Below are 17,150 nucleotides of genomic sequence, written 5' to 3'. Positions count from 1 at the left end.
CATATACTTGCTGGTAGGAGACTTGGAATCGATTCGCCGCTTTCTTGTAGTCCTGCTCGTTTGCAAGACAATACAGAACAATGTCAATCCTCTCCTGGTATGTTGTTGAGCGTCCTTTTGTCATAGCTGGTGATCCCCCTGTATAAGCATTTAAGCTACTATGACCATTATACTTCTTAACCCAGCTCGCAAGTTGACATCGGCTGGCAATCTTATATTTGTCGATTACCTGATATTGCGATAATCCCCCCTCAAGATGATCCTTGACGGCTTGAAGCTTAAGCTCAGCGGAATAACTGCGATTATGAATACGGGGCTCTAATCCCTCATAGCCGTACACGCGATAACGACGACGCCATTTGGCAAGCGTTGTTTTGCTGATACCGAACTTTCTAACCGCCTCTTTAACGCCTATACAACCACTCTCGATCTCCTGAACGATAGCGAATTTCTCTGAGGCAGTATGTTCTTTTTTGGACACGAAAAATGCTCCCTTTACGGCAACACAGGTTTTATTATTTCACCTGTCTACCGTATAGGGAGCATATCAATTTCACTCGCTACATCGGTTTTACTTTTATCCGTCAATGTACACACAACATTTGCAGAAAAGAATCAAAACATTCATCTTAAGTCACATTCAAATCAAACATCTATTCAGTTATCATGGAAGTCAGATAATCAAAATGTAAAAATTCATGATTTCGACAATAATAAAATCTATTCAGGCAATGATAACAAATTCAATGTTTCTAATCTTAGTTTCAACAAAAACGAAAAAAGCCAAAATAGTGTTCCATTAACTTCCGAAGAAACGAATCAAGTTAAATCATGGTATCTGGATAACGGCAAGGAAGTTACAGATGAGGAGCTTAAAAAAATTTCCAATAGGCCATACAGTATTATCAAAATTGTAGACACATCTAAACTAAATTCAACAAATAACACCCAAGTATCGGTCGCAGCCGCTGCAACTGTAAGCAAAAGCTTGGCTTGGACATATAAAACTTTTATTCCAGATGCATACGCAAAGGATCCATGGTACAATCCCGCCACTTGATCGGGTTACATATGGGGCCCCAAAATCACCTGGTTTAAAGAGGATAACCGTACATTTAGTTTAACTGCAGAAACATATCGTTCGAAAGCATGGGGGAAAGCACTTTATTACTCTGACGGCAATACAACACACCAATACGCACAAACTGTAAGTCCAACTACTGCTTATGATGCTAACTACAACGCATTAGTAACATTAACTGCAACTGATAATTATTTTAATGCCATCACGAACGCACTTAATCCAACCAATACTGATTATACGGTCTATCATAAAGTAGGCAATCCATTTGCTGCTGCTGGCGGGGAAATCGATTATGAAATGAATGCAAAAACATGGAGAAATGGATTCTACGCTTTTGTAGGACAGCATGATAGGGCGCCGGCCCATGAGTTATATATCCAAATCGATAATGGAGCATCAAATTTGCAGCTTTTTGCACATCCTAACGAAGGTTTCGATTATCTAGGTGCGCCAAGTACATTATCTAGATCTTATAATATTTCAAACTAAGTAGCATAAGGCCTGTGAAATATCAGTTTCACGGGCTTTCCTACATAAGTATAAGGAGGATGAAGGCCATGATTTCCAAATTTATATCTGCACTAGTGTCTGCATTTGTTATTTCAATCGTTAGCACTCTAATTAACCATAGCCCTGCTTTAGCTGAAAGTGACTCTTACTATTCCTTTAGCAGGCAATTTTTTGGGGGTATCTTCATCATTCTGGCAATATACATCTTCCTGCTTATACCTCTATCTATTTTTATTGACGGAATGATCTACAAAGCTGTACCTATACTGGGAATTCGACAAATAATATTGAAAATTATATCGTACACGCTCATTCCAGCAATCGGCATTTTGTTCATACTCTCTTTCTTAGCAAACTTCAAAACGACTGTGTCGTTAGCTGTTCTTTTCGGGATTGGCGGCCTGCTATTTGAAATCATTCAAGAAGCTTTACGATGGTTAAGTTACTTTATGAAAAGAAAAGAAAATTAAAAAAGCCGACTCCGGCCATATGCCGAAATCAGCTTACAATCCATTGTCCGCATAACTGTACGCTTCCAAGCTGCGTGCGGTTTAGCGCGATCGGCGTTCCCTTCTTCTTTGTTGGTTTTGGCGAATTTTATCTTCCATCCCCTGTTCCGTTGCGTTGTAAAACGATTTGCCATGAAGCTGATCAGGCAAATATTGCTGGACCACATAGTGGCCTGGAAAATCATGCGGGTACTGATAACCGACATGCCCCAATTTCTCCGAGCCCTTGTAATGGGCATCCCGCAGATGCAAAGGCACTTCCATCGTACCGGATTGGCTAATCGTATCCATCACGCGGCCGATTGCCACTGCAGTTGCATTCGACTTCGGGCTTTCTACTGCGAATAATATTGCCTGGGCAATATTATATTTGGCTTCTGGCCAGCCAATCTTGCGATAAGCATCCAATGCAGCCGTTGCTTGCAGCATCGCTTGCGGATTCGCTAGCCCGATATCTTCGCTGCAAGCGACAATAAGCCGGCGAATAAACGTCATCGGCTCCATGCCCAACTTCTCGACAGCGTACAAGAACCAGAACAGCGCCGCATCGCTAGAGCCCCTCACACTTTTATGAAAAGCAGACAATACATCATACTGCGTTGACTCGTCCGCCTTAGCTGTCGGCTTGCGGACCGATTCCTGTGCGACATCAAGCGTAACCCGTACCGAACCGTCCGGCTCCGAAGGCGTCGTTACGGCAGCTAATTCAAGCGCGTTCAGCGCTCGGCGAATATCGCCGCCTGCTGTTTGGGCAATATGGTCGAGCGCGTCCTCTTCCACCTCAAGCCGCATGAAGCCTAGCCCACGTGACGCATCTGCCAATGCCCGCACCATCGCTTCGCGCGCATGTTCCTTCGTGAGCGGCTGCAACTGAAACAGCGTCGAACGGGACAATAAAGCGCCATTCACATAGTGGAACGGATTTTCGGTCGTAGCCCCGATGAATATAATGATTCCCTGCTCTACAGCAGGCAGAAGCGCATCCTGGCGCGAGGAATTGAAGCGATGCACCTCATCAAGAAAAAGGATCGTTTTGCGGCCGTACATCGCCTTCGCCGTCTTCGCTCGTTCAATGACGTCCCGAACGTCCTTGACGGAAGCATCTACAGCATTCAGCTTCACGAAATCGGCTTCGGTTCGCTTCGAAATAATATGGGCTAGCGTCGTCTTGCCGCAGCCTGGCGGCCCATATAACAAAATCGATGAGATCCGGTCGCCTTCGATCGCGCGCCTGAGCAGCTTGCCTGCGCCAACAATGTGCTCCTGGCCTATATAGTCATCTAACGTCTCGGGACGCATCCGATCCGCCAGCAATCGCGCTCGCGGAACCTGCTCTTCCCCATAGCTAAACAAATCCATGATCGTAAGCAACTCCTTCTAGCATCAGCCTTAACAGCACGAACGTAATTTCACTTCACCCATCATAGCATAATGATAACATATCCGCACACCTGTTCGGATCAGATGCAATACAACCCGAGTGGTACATCGCGGCGAAAAAAAAGCATCCCACCGCGCCATAAGCGCCTGGAATGCATAATTTAGCCAGGTAGATCCGTTTGGTTCGCCTTTATCGCCAGGCCGCTTGAGCCCGGTCACATGGACTCGCCCAAACACTACGATTCGGCCCCTTGCTTGCGCGCCTTCTCATTGATTTCCAGCAAATCCTTTACGACGACGCTCACCATGATGAGCCCCGCGACTGGCGGCACGAACGCGTTGCTTGCCGGTGGCTGCTGCGCTTTACGAATCTCAGGCGCATTGTCCGGCACGATTCGCTGGGTTACATCCTCACGCGGCTTCTGCGGCTCCTCTGAGGAGAAGACAACCTTTACGCCTTTGCGAATGCCATCCTTGCGAAGCTTCGTCCGAACGACTCTCGCAATCGGGTCGGTATGCGTCTTGCTAATATCGACGACTTGGAATTTCGTCGGGTCCATTTTGTTCGCAGCGCCCATGCTCGAAATGATCGGAATGCGGCGTTCCAAGCATTGCTTGATCAAGTGGATTTTGTACGAAATCGTATCGGAGGCATCCACGACATAGTCTAGCGGGTAAGCAAACAGCTGCTCATATGTCTCCTCGGTATAAAACATCCGCAGCGAAATGACATCGCATTCTGGGTTAATTAGCTTGATTCGGTCACGCATCAGATCCGCTTTCGGCTCGCCGACGGTCGTCGTGAGCGCATGGATCTGGCGATTGATGTTTGTAATGTCAACTACGTCTTTGTCGATCAGAATAATGCGCCCAACGCCCGTTCTCGCCAGCGCCTCTGCTGCGATCGAGCCTACGCCGCCGATGCCGAGCACCGCTACCGTACTTCCGCGCATAGCTTCCAGCCCTTCTGGCCCAATCGCAAGCTCGGTTCTAGAAAATTGATGCAGCATGGTTTGCATTCGCCTCCTTATTATGTAAGCCCAAATAGGGAAAACGTCCGGCGCGCTCTTGCTGATTGCCAGCTAAAGCACACCGGACGAGCCCATTCCTGTACAGCAGCAGCTACAGCGCAATTGCGTGATGTGCGGAGCGCCGCTGCAATACAGAAACATTCATATTGATGCAAAATGATATTAAGCTTGCGGAGCGCCAGCAGGTGCCGGTGCAGGCTTAGCTGACGGCTTAGGCACCGTACGGATATGAAGCTGCTCCAGCTGCGACAGCTCAACTTGCGATGGCGCGTCGACCATCAGGTCGGTTGCGCTCGCGGTTTTCGGGAACGCGATCGTTTCGCGCAAGTTCGTACGGCCCGTCAACAGCATAACGAGACGGTCGAGACCGAACGCGATGCCGCCATGCGGTGGCGTACCATATTCGAATGCGTCAAGCAGGAAGCCGAATTGCTCATGTGCTTGCTCCATCGAGAAGCCAAGCGTTTTGAACATCAGTTCTTGCACGTCGCGTTTGTAGATACGCATCGAACCGCCGCCGACTTCGTAGCCGTTGAGCACGATATCGTAAGCTTGTGCGCGCACTTTGCCCGGGTCGGTCGCAAGCAGTTCGAGGTCTTCTTCGTTCGGGCGCGTGAACGGGTGATGCATCGCGACATAACGTTTTGCATCTTCGTCCCATTCGAGCAGCGGGAAGTCTACAACCCACAGGAACTTGTATTGCGATTCGTCGATCAAGCCAAGGTCACGGCCGAGCTTCAGGCGAAGGTTGCCAAGCACGTCTGCAACGACTTTCGGCTTATCAGCGGAGAACGTCAGCAGGTCGCCTTCTTCGACTTCAAGGCGTTCCGTCAACGCTTGAATCTCTTCCGGCTTCAGGAATTTAACGATCGGGCCGCGCCATTCGCCGTCCTTCACCGTAATCCATGCCAAGCCTTTGCCGCCGTAGCGTGCTGCGAATGGTTGGAGATCGTCAAGCTCTTTGCGGCTCCAGCTTGCGCAGCCTTTCGCGTTCAATGCTTTCACTTCGCCGCCGGAAGCAGCGACGGATGCGAATACTTTCACGTCGCTGTTTGCAACGATGTCCGTAATGTTTTTAATTTCAAGGCCAAAACGAAGGTCCGGCTTGTCGGAGCCGTATTTGTCCATCGCTTCCGCATACGTAATGCGTTGGAACGGCAACGGAATTTCGTAGCCGATCGTTTCACGGAAGACGCGCGACATCAATTGCTCCATCATCGCAAGAAGCTGGTCCTGCGACAGGAAGGACGTCTCGATGTCGACTTGCGTAAACTCAGGCTGGCGGTCAGCACGAAGGTCTTCGTCACGGAAGCAGCGTGCGATTTGGTAATAACGCTCAAGGCCGCCTACCATCAGCAGCTGCTTGAAAATTTGCGGCGATTGCGGGAGCGCGAAAAACTCTTCCGCATGAACGCGGCTAGGCACAAGATAATCACGCGCGCCTTCCGGCGTGCTTTTCGTCAAGATAGGCGTTTCAACATCAAGGAAGCCTTCGCCGTCAAGGAAATCACGGAACACTTTGGACGCTTTGGAGCGAAGCAGCATCGTGCGTTGCATTTCCGGGCGGCGCAAGTCCAGGTAACGGTGCTTCAGGCGGATCGACTCGTCGACTTCTACGCCGTCTTCGATCGGGAATGGAGGCGTCTTCGCCGCATTCATAATCTCGATCTCCGTTACGCGGATTTCGATTTCGCCCGTTGCGAGGTTCGCGTTGTACGTTTCTTGGTCGCGCTCAACTACTGTGCCGCGAAGCGCCAATACGAACTCGTTGCGTGCTTTATCGGCAATTTCAAGCGCTGCGCCTGAGAAATCCGGGTTGAAGACCGTTTGGACGATTCCTGTCCGGTCGCGAAGGTCAATAAACAGTACGCCACCGAGGTCACGGCGACGTTGTACCCAGCCGTTCAGGGTAACGGTTTCGCCTACATTTGCTTTCGTCAGGGTGCCGCAGGAATGGGTTTTTAACATCATGGGGAATCATTCTCCTCTTGTTAAGGTTGTATGGGTTCCAAGCAAGTACGCTATTGTTTCTTAATCGCTTCTGCGAGTGAATCCAGCGAGACGAACCGTTGCTCGCCCGTCGCCATTTCCTTCAGCGCAATCTCGCGGCGGGCGAGCTCATCATCGCCAAGGATCGCTGTATAACGCGCTTGAAGACGGTCAGCCGATTTCATCTGCGCCTTCATTTTGCGCCCTTGATAATCACGCTCAACCGACAGGCCGCTCGACCGCAGTTGATAAATGAGCTTCGACGCCTCACGCTCAGCGGCTTCGCCTAGCGCTACGACATATGCATCAATTGCCGTCGCATTCGGCAGCTCTGTCTGCTGGTGCTCCAGCAGCATAACCGTCCGCTCCAGCCCCAAGCCAAGCCCGACGCCCGGTTGGTCCGGCCCGCCAACTTCGGCTACGAGACCGTTATACCGGCCGCCGCCGCCGACGGTATCGATCGCGCCGATGCCTTCCGCTTTGTACTCGAATGCCGTGTGCGTGTAGTAATCAAGGCCACGCACCAGGCGGGAGTTAATCTCGAACGGAATGTTCATGTCGGTTAGGTACGTCTTTACTTTATCAAAATGCGATTGGCACTCCTCATCGAGACTGTCCAAGATCGAAGGTGCGCCCTCAAAATGCGCTTGGTCGACCTTACAATCCAGCACGCGTAGCGGATTACGGTCAATGCGCGACTGGCAGTCTTTGCAAAGCAGGCTGCGTTTCGGCTCAAGGAACGCCAACAGCTTTTCGCGGAATGCCGCACGGACCGCAGGCGTACCGACGGAATTGATCTCCACGCGAACGCCTTTGAGCCCAACTTCGGTGTAGAACGTGTAACCGAGCGCGATCACCTCTGCATCGAGTGCAGGATCGACTGCGCCTAGCGCCTCAACGCCGAATTGATGGAACTGGCGGTACCGGCCTGCCTGCGCCCGCTCATAGCGGAACATTGGACCAATGTAATACAGTTTGGTTAGATCAGGCTCACCATACAGCTTATTTTCTACAAACGCGCGCACGGCGCCAGCTGTGCCTTCGGGACGAAGCGTAAGGCTTCGGTTTCCTCGATCCGTGAACGTATACATCTCTTTCTCTACAATATCCGTCGTCTCGCCTACCCCGCGCTGGAACAGCTCTGTCGCTTCGAAGATCGGCGTCCGAATTTCACGGAAATTGAATCGGCGGCAAATATCGCGCGCCTTGCTCTCGACGAACTGCCAGCGCTCAACCGCGCCCGGCAGCAGGTCCTGTGTACCTGGCGGTTTCTGGAATGCCATAGGAATCCCCCTTGCTGATCTATAGGTCAAAAAATAAAAAACTCCCGTCCCTAACTGCCGTTAGAACGGTCAGTCAGGGACGAGAGATTTATGCTTATCTCCCGTGGTGCCACCCACATTCCGGTCATCTCCATTAACGCCTAAACAAACGTTTATGGAAAATTCCGCTTAGACGGTTAACGCCCGTTACACGCGGTTCGGCTACTGGCCATGGCTAATTGTTCGTTGAAGCCTAGAGCGCATTGATGTGCCCGTTTGCTCCAACTGCCATCCGTTCGCCGCCCGTTCTCCAGGAAGTCTTTCCCCATCGCCACCATAAAGACGCTTGCAGCCAAAGGCGCCTCTCTCTGTGTACATGTACGTGAGTACTTTGTCCTATCATCGAATCGACAACATATTCCTTTAAATTCTACTCGCCTGGCGTTCCGAAGTCAAGCCGCATTCTATCCCTATCGCCGGCTCGCCCCCAGGACAGAAAAAAACCTACAACAGCGTTGTAGGTTATCAAAAGTATATATTTTAAAAAGGGGGTCGAGTTCTAGTATAGGCCGATGATATTAAAGAAAGATGTTAATCACGTTACGAAAACATTACAATTTTTAAAGCGTTTACTTTACAACTGCCTAAAACAAGTCCCTTTTAGGTACATCAAAAAAAATCTAAGCTAGCGTAGGTGCCAGCTCATTTTGCGTCCGGCGTGCTGCCCCATACAATCGCTCAAGCACTTCGATCTTGGCATCGGTATATTGCTTGTACGTATCGTTATACGCCTTCGGCTCCTTCGGATTCGCCAGCCTTGTAATTTCGCCAGTGGCCGGATCGACGAACTTGCTTGATGCGCCGCAACCAAGGCCGACGATGGATTGCATCTCTTCGATAATCAAAATGTTATATAAGCTCTCCATCCCTGCCTGCGCGTAACCGACATTCTCCAAGTTGCCAAGAATGTTCTTCTGGCGGTACAAATAGTACGGGATATACCCATATTCATCAGTCCATTCCACCGCACGCCGCATCATCGCCGTAATTTCGTCGCGGTCAGCGACCTTGAACTTCTGGTCCCCGCGATGGCGCGTCATCTCCGAGGCCCGTTTGAACGATAGTGTATGGACGGTAAGGGACTCTGGCATCAAATTGGCGGTCTCCGACAGCGTATGCTCGAATTCCGGCAGCCCTTCATTGGGCAAGCCGATAATGAGGTCCATGTTGATGTTATCCATGCCACATTCGCGAGCCAGCTCAAATTTCCGAATTGTTTCTTCGACAGTATGATGGCGGCCGATGACTTCTAACGTTTCTTGGATGTACGACTGTGGATTAATGCTAATGCGGTCGACTCCCCATTTTTGCATGACCGCTAGCTTCTCAGGGGTAATCGTATCTGGCCGCCCAGCTTCAACCGTAATCTCGCGGACGTCATCGACGTTAGGGAACACCTCGTACATGAGACTGTACATCGCATCCATTTCTTCTGCTGTAATGCTCGTAGGCGTGCCGCCACCATAGTAGATCGTCGTAATTCGGACATCGTTGCGCTTTAGCCACTCGCCGATTGCCCGCATTTCCTCATGCAGCCCGAACAAGAAACCATTCACCGAGCCTTGGCGGCCGTTAATGTCGTAGGCCGGGAACGTGCAATATGCACATTTTGTTGGGCAAAATGGGATGCCGATATAAATGCTCACCTCATCGCGAATGCGGTATAAATCCGGGATTGCCGTCAGTTGCCGCTCTACGATGCGTTCCATCAGTTCAATCTTCTCTTGGCTGATCAAATAATGCTCCTGCAGCTCGCGGCGCGCTTGCGCGGCCGGAATGCCGCGCCTTACGCGCTCGTGCAACAGCTTGGTCGGGCGCACGCCCGTCAATATGCCCCATGGCTGTACGAGCCCGGTATGCTTCTGCAGGACGTCCAACAGTACGCGGCTAGCCGCTTGTTTGAGCAGCTTGCGCTTGTCATCCCTTGGCGCGTCACTGGATATCGGGCTCTCATAATTAGCAATTGCAATCGGCTGCGCTTCGCCGCTCGCGAGCAAAGCCGCTGAAGCACGGACACCAGCCTCGAGCTCACGATAATCGAGTGCGATCACAAGATCCGCTTCGCCGTTAGGCTCCTCGCTAAATGTCGTCTTTACTTCCTCAAAAAAAAGCGGCACGATGTTGCATAGTGACCGCTCAAACGAGGCGTCTGCCGCTTGTACATGGACGTTTATCATGTCTATCCCCTTCAACTCAACGGACAAGCCGCACCCAATCGAGATTGGGGCGGCTTGCCTTCGTTCCTATTCTGTTTCTTATGGCTGTTCGGTGCTTTGCCGCTTGGCAGGCATTGCGCCAAACGCCCATTCCGCTGCAACCTCTACCTCATCGTCGAATTCATCCAACATCATCGCTTCCTTACGGTCGGCCAGCAGCAGTCGGCGGGATGCCCGTTCCATGCTTTGCTCCTTGCGCGATTGGTGCATCAGAAACACTCCCATGCAGGCTGATGTGCCTTATAAACACATCAAGCGGAATTTTGTGTCGTTACAAACACTCTACCGCTATTGTTTCCGATCTCGGACAAACTAAACGACAAAAATGATCATTCTGCTCGGCTATCCAGCACTAGCGTGACAGGGCCCCAGTTGACGAGCGATACGTCCATCATAGCGCCAAACACGCCAGTTTCGACCCTTAGCCCTGCTTCGCGCAGCAGCTCGTTAAATCGATTGTACAGCGCCTCAGCTGGCTCCGGGCGTGCCGCTGCCATAAAATTCGGCCTTCTGCCTTTACGGCAATCGCCGTATAGCGTAAATTGCGAAACCGATAAGATGTCCCCTCCGGCCTCTTGGACGGAAAGGTTCATTTTACCCGATTCATCTTCAAAAATGCGAAGCCCGGCAACCTTGTCAGCTAACCACTTGGCATCAGCTTCCGTATCTTCATGCGTCACGCCTACGAGCAGCACGAGACCGCTATCAATGGCCCCTACAACCGCGCCCTCCACCTCGACCGACGCTTTCTTGCTTCGCTGCAATACGATTCTCAAGATGAATTCCCTCTTATCCTAACGAGGCAAAGCTATTGCATAATCCGCTGAACGGAATAAATATCTTTGACACGTTTGATTTTCTCGACAACCGATTCCAAATGCTGAACGTTCCGAATTAGAATCGTCATGTGAATCATCGCCATTTTGTTTTTGACCGCGCGGCTTGTAACTGCAGAGATGTTCGTCTTGCTCTCCGATACCGCTTGCAGTACTTCATTCAGCACGCCGCGGCGGTCGTGGCCGGTAATCTCGATATCGACGCTATAATTCGCTTCGATCGACTCTTCCCATTCCACTTCAATTACGCGCTCTGCTTCTTCCCCTTCGCCCCCGAACGGGATGTTCGTACAATCCAGGCGATGTACAGACACGCCGCGGCCACGCGTAATATAGCCGACGATCTCATCACCCGGCACTGGGTTACAGCATCTTGCGAAGCGAACAAGCAAATTGTCGATGCCTTTGACGGTAACGCCATGATTCGGCCGGTTTTTCCGGGCGCCAGGCGTTCTCATCTCGCGAGGCTCGCTCGTCAGCTCGATCAAACTTGCTTCTTCGGCTTCCTTACGGAGCTTCTCCGTCAGCTTGGAGCATACTTGAGCTGCCGTAATGCCATTAAACCCAATCGCCGACAACATATCCTCTAGGTCGTTGAACGTAAACCGTGTTGCCACTTCTTGAAGCTTATCTTCCGTCAGCCAGGCAGACGCTTCTAAGCCGAGTCTTTTAATTTCACGTTCAAGCAGCTCGCGCCCTTTGGCAACGTTCTCGTCCCGCTTCTCTTTTTTGAACCACTGCTTGATCTTGCTGCGTGCATGCGAAGATTGCGCAATTTTGACCCAATCTTGGCTTGGCCCGTAGGAATGCTTCGATGTTAAAATCTCCACGATATCGCCGGTCTTCAGCTTATGGTCAAGCGGCACGATTCGCCCGTTCACCTTAGCGCCTATCGTGCGATTGCCAACCTCCGTGTGTACCCGGTAAGCAAAATCAAGCGGCACAGACCCGGCTGGCAGCTCGAACACCTCGCCCTTCGGCGTGAAGACGAATACAAGATCGGAGAAGAAATCCATCTTCAGCGATTCGACAAATTCCGACGCATCCTTCGCGTCCTGCTGCAGCTCGAGAATTTCCCGGAACCACGACATTTTGTCTTCAAAATTGCCGCCTGCGACAACGTGATTGCCGCCCTCCTTGTACGCCCAGTGCGCGGCAACGCCATATTCGCTCGTGCGGTGCATGTCCCATGTCCGAATTTGTACCTCTGTCGGTTCGCCATTTTGTCCGATTACGGTCGTATGGAGAGACTGGTACATATTCGCCTTCGGCATTGCAATATAATCCTTGAACCGCCCTGGCATTGGCCGCCACAGCGTATGGATGATGCCTAGCGTTGCGTAGCAGTCCTTAATATTGTCAACGATAATTCGAATCGCAAGCAAATCATAGATTTCGTTGAATTGCTTATTTTTCATCGTCATTTTCTTATAAATGCTATAAATATGCTTTGGACGTCCGGAAATATCACCTTGAATGCCCATCTCGTCCAGCTTCTCATTGATGCGCCCGATGACTTCATCAATATACTGCTCCCGCTCTGTCCGCTTCTTCTTCATCAGGTTAGCGATGCGGTAGTATTGCTGAGGGTTCAAGTAGCGGAGCGCAATGTCCTCCATCTCCCACTTGATGGCGCTAATGCCAAGCCGATGGGCGATTGGGCAGAAGATCTCCAGCGTCTCATAAGCAATCCGGCGCTGTGCCTCCTCCGACTGAAACTTCAGTGTACGCATATTGTGCAGCCGGTCTGCGAGTTTAATCAGAATGACGCGAATGTCCTGCGCCATAGCGACGAACATTTTGCGATAGTTCTCATTCTGCTGCTCTTCCTTGGACCGGAATTTAATTTTCTCCAGCTTCGTCAAGCCGTCGACAAGCATCGCGCACGTATCCCCGAAACGGGCACGCACGCCGTCGAGGTTGACGGTCGTGTCTTCGACGACATCATGCAACAATGCCGCAATAATCGACATGACGTCCATCTGCATGTCGACCAGAATATCTGCGACTGCAATCGGATGCAAAATATACGGTTCCCCTGATTTGCGGACTTGGCCGTGATGCGCTTGCTCCGCAAAATCATAAGCTTCCCGTACCCGCAGCAAATCCTGGCCTTTCATATAGGCCGATGCCTTTTCGAGTAACTGCTCTATGCCCATGCAACGTCCCTTTCCGAAACGAGTCGAATTGTGCTCTCGTTCACCCTTATCAAAAACTTCATACGTCTTGCTTGCCGGTCACGTTTCGTGATTAATGGATTAAAGCTATTATGCCTGCTAAACCAAGGCTGCGTCAACTCTCGAACCGAATACAGGAACTCTCCCTACCGTGAAAGAAAAAAACAGCCTGCCGTTCCCGCTGCCTAAATAGGCAACCAAAACGCAGGCTGTATCGGCCATTGCTTAATAGGTAATTAACGATTGCACTTCAATGCCATCGAGCTTGTCCCGCCCTGGCAAGTAACCTAGCTCAATAAGGAATGACGCCCCGACCACTTCGCCGCCCAGCTGGCGGATCAAATTGATCGTCGTAGCGATTGTGCCGCCCGTTGCAAGGAGATCATCCGCAATTAGAATGCGTTGGCCAGGCTTGATGGAATCCGCATGAATCGCAAGGCGGTCTTGGCCGTATTCAAGATCATAGCTAGCTTCAACCGTCTCGCTTGGCAGCTTGCCCGATTTGCGTACTGGCACGAAGCCTACGCCGAGCGCAATGGCGAGGGGAGCCCCGATAACGAAGCCACGGGCTTCCGGGCCTGCTACAAGATCGATTTCTTTGTGTGCAACAGCAGCTCGCATCGCTTCAATCGCTGCACGATAAGCAGCGCCATCCTTAAGCAGCGTCGTAATATCTTTGAATCGAATGCCGGGCTGCGGATAGTCTGGAATAACGCGGATATAATCTTTAAAATTCATCATTTCATTCTCCCTTTCTGAATAAATTCCATCAATTCCTCCACCGATCCGAATAAAGCTTCATTCGCTTCCGCCTGCAATAAGGCTTGCTGGTAAGCAGACGCTGAGGACAGCTCAGCTTTCACTGGCGCATCATTGACCGTAATTCGGCCGCCTGCCCGTGTAATGAAAGCTAACTCTTCGAATACGTCAATCATCATTCTAGCCATCTCCGCCGGCCATCCGATCTGCTCAGACAGCCGTTCAGCCAAGCCTTGCTCTGGCATTTGCCCTTGCCGGCGAATCGACTGATAGGCAGCGCCAAATGCCGTTCGATCAGGGAAAATCACTTGCGGCGCTGAGCGGGCATTCGCTTTGCTCCTGTTCGGATATAACAGATGAATGCTTTCTAGCGCTTGAAGCGATGCCGCCTGTTTCTGCAACGCATGCGCAGATGATGGAACTCCGTATACGATCATTTCTTGGAAATGCACCGCCACCTCCCCAAGCTGGTCGCCATACGAACAAAGCTGATAGGTTTCCGCTATCGCATCCGTTCGGGCGCATGCCGCTGCCGTCTCGCGCAGGGCATGCTCTTCTGTCACAATAAGCATTCGCCTGCCTGTTCGGCTGGCCACCTCTAACAATTTGCGAAGCATAGCGTAAGGTTCACGTTCGCCCCTCCAGTCAAACAGTTGGACGTTAGCGATTCGAATATCTTGGATGAAGAGCTGCGGTTTACGGTTCCCATTCCACTCGTTCACAGATAACTCGCCTACTAGGTCCGCATTCGCGCCGAAGGCAATTCGCTGCTCTAGCTCCCCGAATCCAAATCCAACCGCTTCCAAACGCGCTGGCTGGCTCCCGACCGCAAGGCGCAAATGCTTGTTTTCCTTGCCCATCGTCCGCTTGTCCGCCACCGGCTGCTGTTCAATCAAAAACCGCGGTGCAGGATTGCCTGCGCCAAACGGCTCAAGCAACGCTAATTGGTCGATAGTGTCCAATGAAGCTTCCTGTGGTGAGCAAGCTAAATCGATGAACGTCTTCGGAATCCAATCCTCGGGCGACAGCCAAGCCAGCGCGGATTCGCTTAAGCTTTTTTCAAGCTCGCCCAGTTTGTCCCGATGCAAAGTCATGCCTGCTGCTGCTTGATGCCCTCCAAAATGGTCAAACAGCTCCGAGCAAGCTGTTAAGGCCGCATAAAGGTCAAAGCCGTCGATCGAGCGAGCAGATCCTTTGCACTTCCCCGTCTCCGGATCGATTCCCAGCACGACGGTCGGTTTGTAATGCTTCTCCAGCATTTTGGAAGCGACAATGCCAATTACGCCTGCATTCCAGCCTTCGCCAGCTAGAACGATTACAGCAGGAGGCAATTGGCCCGCTTCTTCGGCAACGCGGCATTTCTCTGCCCATTGGCTCTTCGCTTGTTCTACCATCTCTTCTACGATGCGCTGGCGTTCCCGATTGAGCGTATCCAGCCTGGCAGCGAGCAATTCAGCCGCTTCCTGGTCAGAGGCAGTAAGCAACTCCACTGCGCCTCCCGCATGGTCAAGCCTTCCGCTTGCATTAATGCGAGGAGCCATGGAGAACGCGACATTCGTCGACGTCACAGCATTCAAATGTACACCTGCCGTTTCTGCCAGTGCGACGAATCCGGGACGCGTGCCTGTTGCCATTTGCTTCAGCCCTAATCGTACCAGCACTCGGTTCTCGCCAGTTAAAGGCATAACGTCGGCGATAGTGCCGAGTGCGACAATATCGGCCAGATCAAGCGGCGCTTCGCCTAACAATGCTGTAGCCAGTTTGAATGCAACCCCAACTCCTGCAAGCGACTTATAGGGGTACTGGCAGTAAGGCAGCTTCGGATTAATAATGGCATGCGCCTCCGGCAGCACTTCAGGCGGTTCGTGATGGTCGGTTACGACGACATCAATGCCTTTGGCCTTCGCGTACGCAATCTGCTCAACAGCGCTTATGCCTGTATCAACCGTAATGATTAGCTTAACGCCTGCCTCAGCAGCCAAGTCGATAGCGGCGAGGTTCATCCCGTAGCCTTCTCGCGTCCGATGCGGGATATAATAATCGAATTTAGCCCCGAGCCGGCCGAGCAAATGAACCATTAACGATGTGCTCGAAACCCCATCTGCGTCATAGTCGCCATAAATTCGAATCCACTGCCCATGCTCAATCGCATGGCGAATTCGGAGTACAGCAGCTTCCATGCCCGCCAATAAATATGGATCATGCGTTAGTTCAATTCCGCCATGTAAAAAGGACGCCGCTTCTTCCTCGCCTACAATGCCTCGCCCTACGAGCAGGCGGGCAACAAGCGAAGGAAGCGCAAGTGCTTGCATGAGTTTGCTAGCTTCTTGCTCGCGGCGTTCATCCCAATCAGGCTGTGACCACCGTGTTTTAGATGGAATCATCGGTGTAAGCCTCCTGTCTATACACAATGAAAGACGCTGCAGCTATTGCAGCAGCGTCGGCATATGTTCTTGATTCGGGTCATGGTTTGACTTATAAGGATAACCCGGGTCATACGGTTCAACATGAACAGAAACCTCCGTCACATGAATGAACCGCTTCATAATAAGCTGTTTGACCCGTTTCGCAATCTCATGCCCGTCTAATACGGAAATACGCGGGTTTACACTGATGACAATGCTCGCCACAATGTAATGGCCGTGCTCGCGTGCCCGAAGCGACTCGACCGTCACGACGCCTTCTACCCGTTGAATCACTTCCATCAGCTCGTTCGCCTGCTCTTCTGGCCCGATCGCATTATTCTTGTGCTGCACTAATCCTAAGAGACAATGATAGCCCTTGAACACAATAATGCACGCAACCAGAATCGCTGCCAAACAATCCGCTGCTTTCAATGCAGGCACTGATGCAGATTGCCCGAACGCCGCACAACCTGTACCTACAATCGTAATGCCGGATGCCAGGCGATCAAGCCAAGCTTGATTCCTAACTGGCAGCAGCCACTCTTTAAGCACCAGCATCGCCAAAGCAAAGGCAGCAGCCGTCCAATCAGGAGCAGGCTCTGCTCCTGCATTCCAAACTCTAAAGGCTTCCAAACCAATTTCTACACCGAGCAGCAGTGTAATTGCCGATACGATGATGACTGCCGCGGTAACGCCATTCTCTGGGGATTGTACACGATTTCTAACTGCGCCATCCATCGGCCTTATGCTGTCCCCCATTGATTCCGCACCATTCGCAACAGATCGAACAGCATCTGCCATTAACACTGTGCTGCCCGATAAAAGCGCGACAGCCGCCTTGCCAAGCGCCAATGCACCATTTCCCCATATTCCCGCATTAGTCCCCGAGAACCGTTTGTCTGAGAGTCGATTAGCGCCCATGATTGCCTCCT

15 protein-coding genes are annotated in these 17,150 nt (G+C 51.3%); 3 read left to right on the top strand and 12 right to left on the bottom strand.

From position 1 onward, the window contains the following. On the bottom strand, window positions 1-481 hold a 481-nt coding region (locus tag GON22_RS11870), incomplete at its 3' end, for a helix-turn-helix domain-containing protein (RefSeq protein ID WP_160396306.1). Between GON22_RS11870 and GON22_RS11865 the strand changes: the two genes are divergently transcribed. From GON22_RS11865 to GON22_RS11855, 3 genes are all read left to right on the top strand, one after another. Continuing rightward, window positions 464-1,060: a hypothetical protein gene (locus GON22_RS11865; RefSeq protein ID WP_160396305.1), complete on the top strand. Its 597-nt coding sequence runs from the start codon at window positions 464-466 to the stop codon at window positions 1,058-1,060. The genes GON22_RS11870 and GON22_RS11865 overlap by 18 nt on opposite strands. Window positions 1,061-1,069: 9 nt before the next feature. Then, the gene (locus GON22_RS26750) at window positions 1,070-1,573 is read left to right on the top strand and encodes a DUF3238 domain-containing protein (RefSeq protein WP_160396317.1); all 504 of its coding nucleotides are present in this window, start codon (window positions 1,070-1,072) and stop codon (window positions 1,571-1,573) included. A 68-nt stretch (window positions 1,574-1,641) separates the two neighbouring features. Beyond that, window positions 1,642-2,064, top strand: coding sequence for a hypothetical protein (locus GON22_RS11855; RefSeq protein ID WP_160396304.1), 423 nt, complete (start codon window positions 1,642-1,644; stop codon window positions 2,062-2,064). Between the two features lie 81 nt (window positions 2,065-2,145). Here the strand turns inward: GON22_RS11855 and GON22_RS11850 are convergent, their stop codons facing one another. From GON22_RS11850 to GON22_RS11805, 11 genes are all read right to left on the bottom strand, one after another. Then, window positions 2,146-3,462, bottom strand: a complete 1,317-nt coding sequence (locus tag GON22_RS11850) for a replication-associated recombination protein A (RefSeq protein ID WP_160396303.1) — start codon at window positions 3,460-3,462, stop codon at window positions 2,146-2,148. A gap of 257 nt (window positions 3,463-3,719) precedes the next feature. After that, window positions 3,720-4,493, bottom strand: coding sequence for a tRNA threonylcarbamoyladenosine dehydratase (locus tag GON22_RS11845; protein ID WP_160396302.1), 774 nt, complete (start codon window positions 4,491-4,493; stop codon window positions 3,720-3,722). A 183-nt stretch (window positions 4,494-4,676) separates the two neighbouring features. After that, window positions 4,677-6,485, bottom strand: a complete 1,809-nt coding sequence (gene aspS, locus GON22_RS11840) for an aspartate--tRNA ligase (protein ID WP_160396301.1) — start codon at window positions 6,483-6,485, stop codon at window positions 4,677-4,679. 50 nt (window positions 6,486-6,535) lie between these two features. Beyond that, window positions 6,536-7,786 carry a histidine--tRNA ligase gene (hisS, locus tag GON22_RS11835; protein ID WP_160396300.1) on the bottom strand — a complete coding sequence of 417 codons (1,251 nt, stop codon included), beginning with the start codon at window positions 7,784-7,786 and terminating at the stop codon, window positions 6,536-6,538. A 659-nt stretch (window positions 7,787-8,445) separates the two neighbouring features. Further along, on the bottom strand, window positions 8,446-10,002 hold the full coding sequence (locus tag GON22_RS11830) for a coproporphyrinogen III oxidase (RefSeq protein WP_160396299.1): 1,557 nt from the start codon (window positions 10,000-10,002) through the stop codon (window positions 8,446-8,448). Window positions 10,003-10,080: 78 nt separating this feature from the next. Next, window positions 10,081-10,251 carry a hypothetical protein gene (locus GON22_RS25725; RefSeq protein WP_202113202.1) on the bottom strand — a complete coding sequence of 57 codons (171 nt, stop codon included), beginning with the start codon at window positions 10,249-10,251 and terminating at the stop codon, window positions 10,081-10,083. A gap of 119 nt (window positions 10,252-10,370) precedes the next feature. Beyond that, window positions 10,371-10,817 carry a D-aminoacyl-tRNA deacylase gene (gene dtd / locus GON22_RS11825; RefSeq protein WP_160396298.1) on the bottom strand — a complete coding sequence of 149 codons (447 nt, stop codon included), beginning with the start codon at window positions 10,815-10,817 and terminating at the stop codon, window positions 10,371-10,373. A 32-nt stretch (window positions 10,818-10,849) separates the two neighbouring features. After that, entirely contained in the window at window positions 10,850-13,036 is a 2,187-nt protein-coding gene (locus GON22_RS11820; protein WP_160396297.1) for a RelA/SpoT family protein, read from the bottom strand. Window positions 13,037-13,279: 243 nt separating this feature from the next. Continuing rightward, window positions 13,280-13,792, bottom strand: a complete 513-nt coding sequence (locus GON22_RS11815; RefSeq protein ID WP_160396316.1) for an adenine phosphoribosyltransferase — start codon at window positions 13,790-13,792, stop codon at window positions 13,280-13,282. Continuing rightward, window positions 13,792-16,197, bottom strand: a complete 2,406-nt coding sequence (gene recJ / locus GON22_RS11810; RefSeq protein ID WP_160396296.1) for a single-stranded-DNA-specific exonuclease RecJ — start codon at window positions 16,195-16,197, stop codon at window positions 13,792-13,794. Before recJ ends, GON22_RS11815 begins: the two co-directional genes overlap by 1 nt. Before the next feature lie 42 nt (window positions 16,198-16,239). Next, window positions 16,240-17,139: a cation diffusion facilitator family transporter gene (locus tag GON22_RS11805; protein WP_160396295.1), complete on the bottom strand. Its 900-nt coding sequence runs from the start codon at window positions 17,137-17,139 to the stop codon at window positions 16,240-16,242. Between the last annotated feature and the right edge of the window lie 11 nt (window positions 17,140-17,150).

The organism is Paenibacillus sp. MMS18-CY102 (assembly GCF_009789195.1).
GTDB lineage: Bacteria > Bacillota > Bacilli > Paenibacillales > Paenibacillaceae > Paenibacillus_T.
Note: the sequence above shows the minus strand (reverse complement) of the source record. Positions and strands in the feature narration are given on the sequence as shown.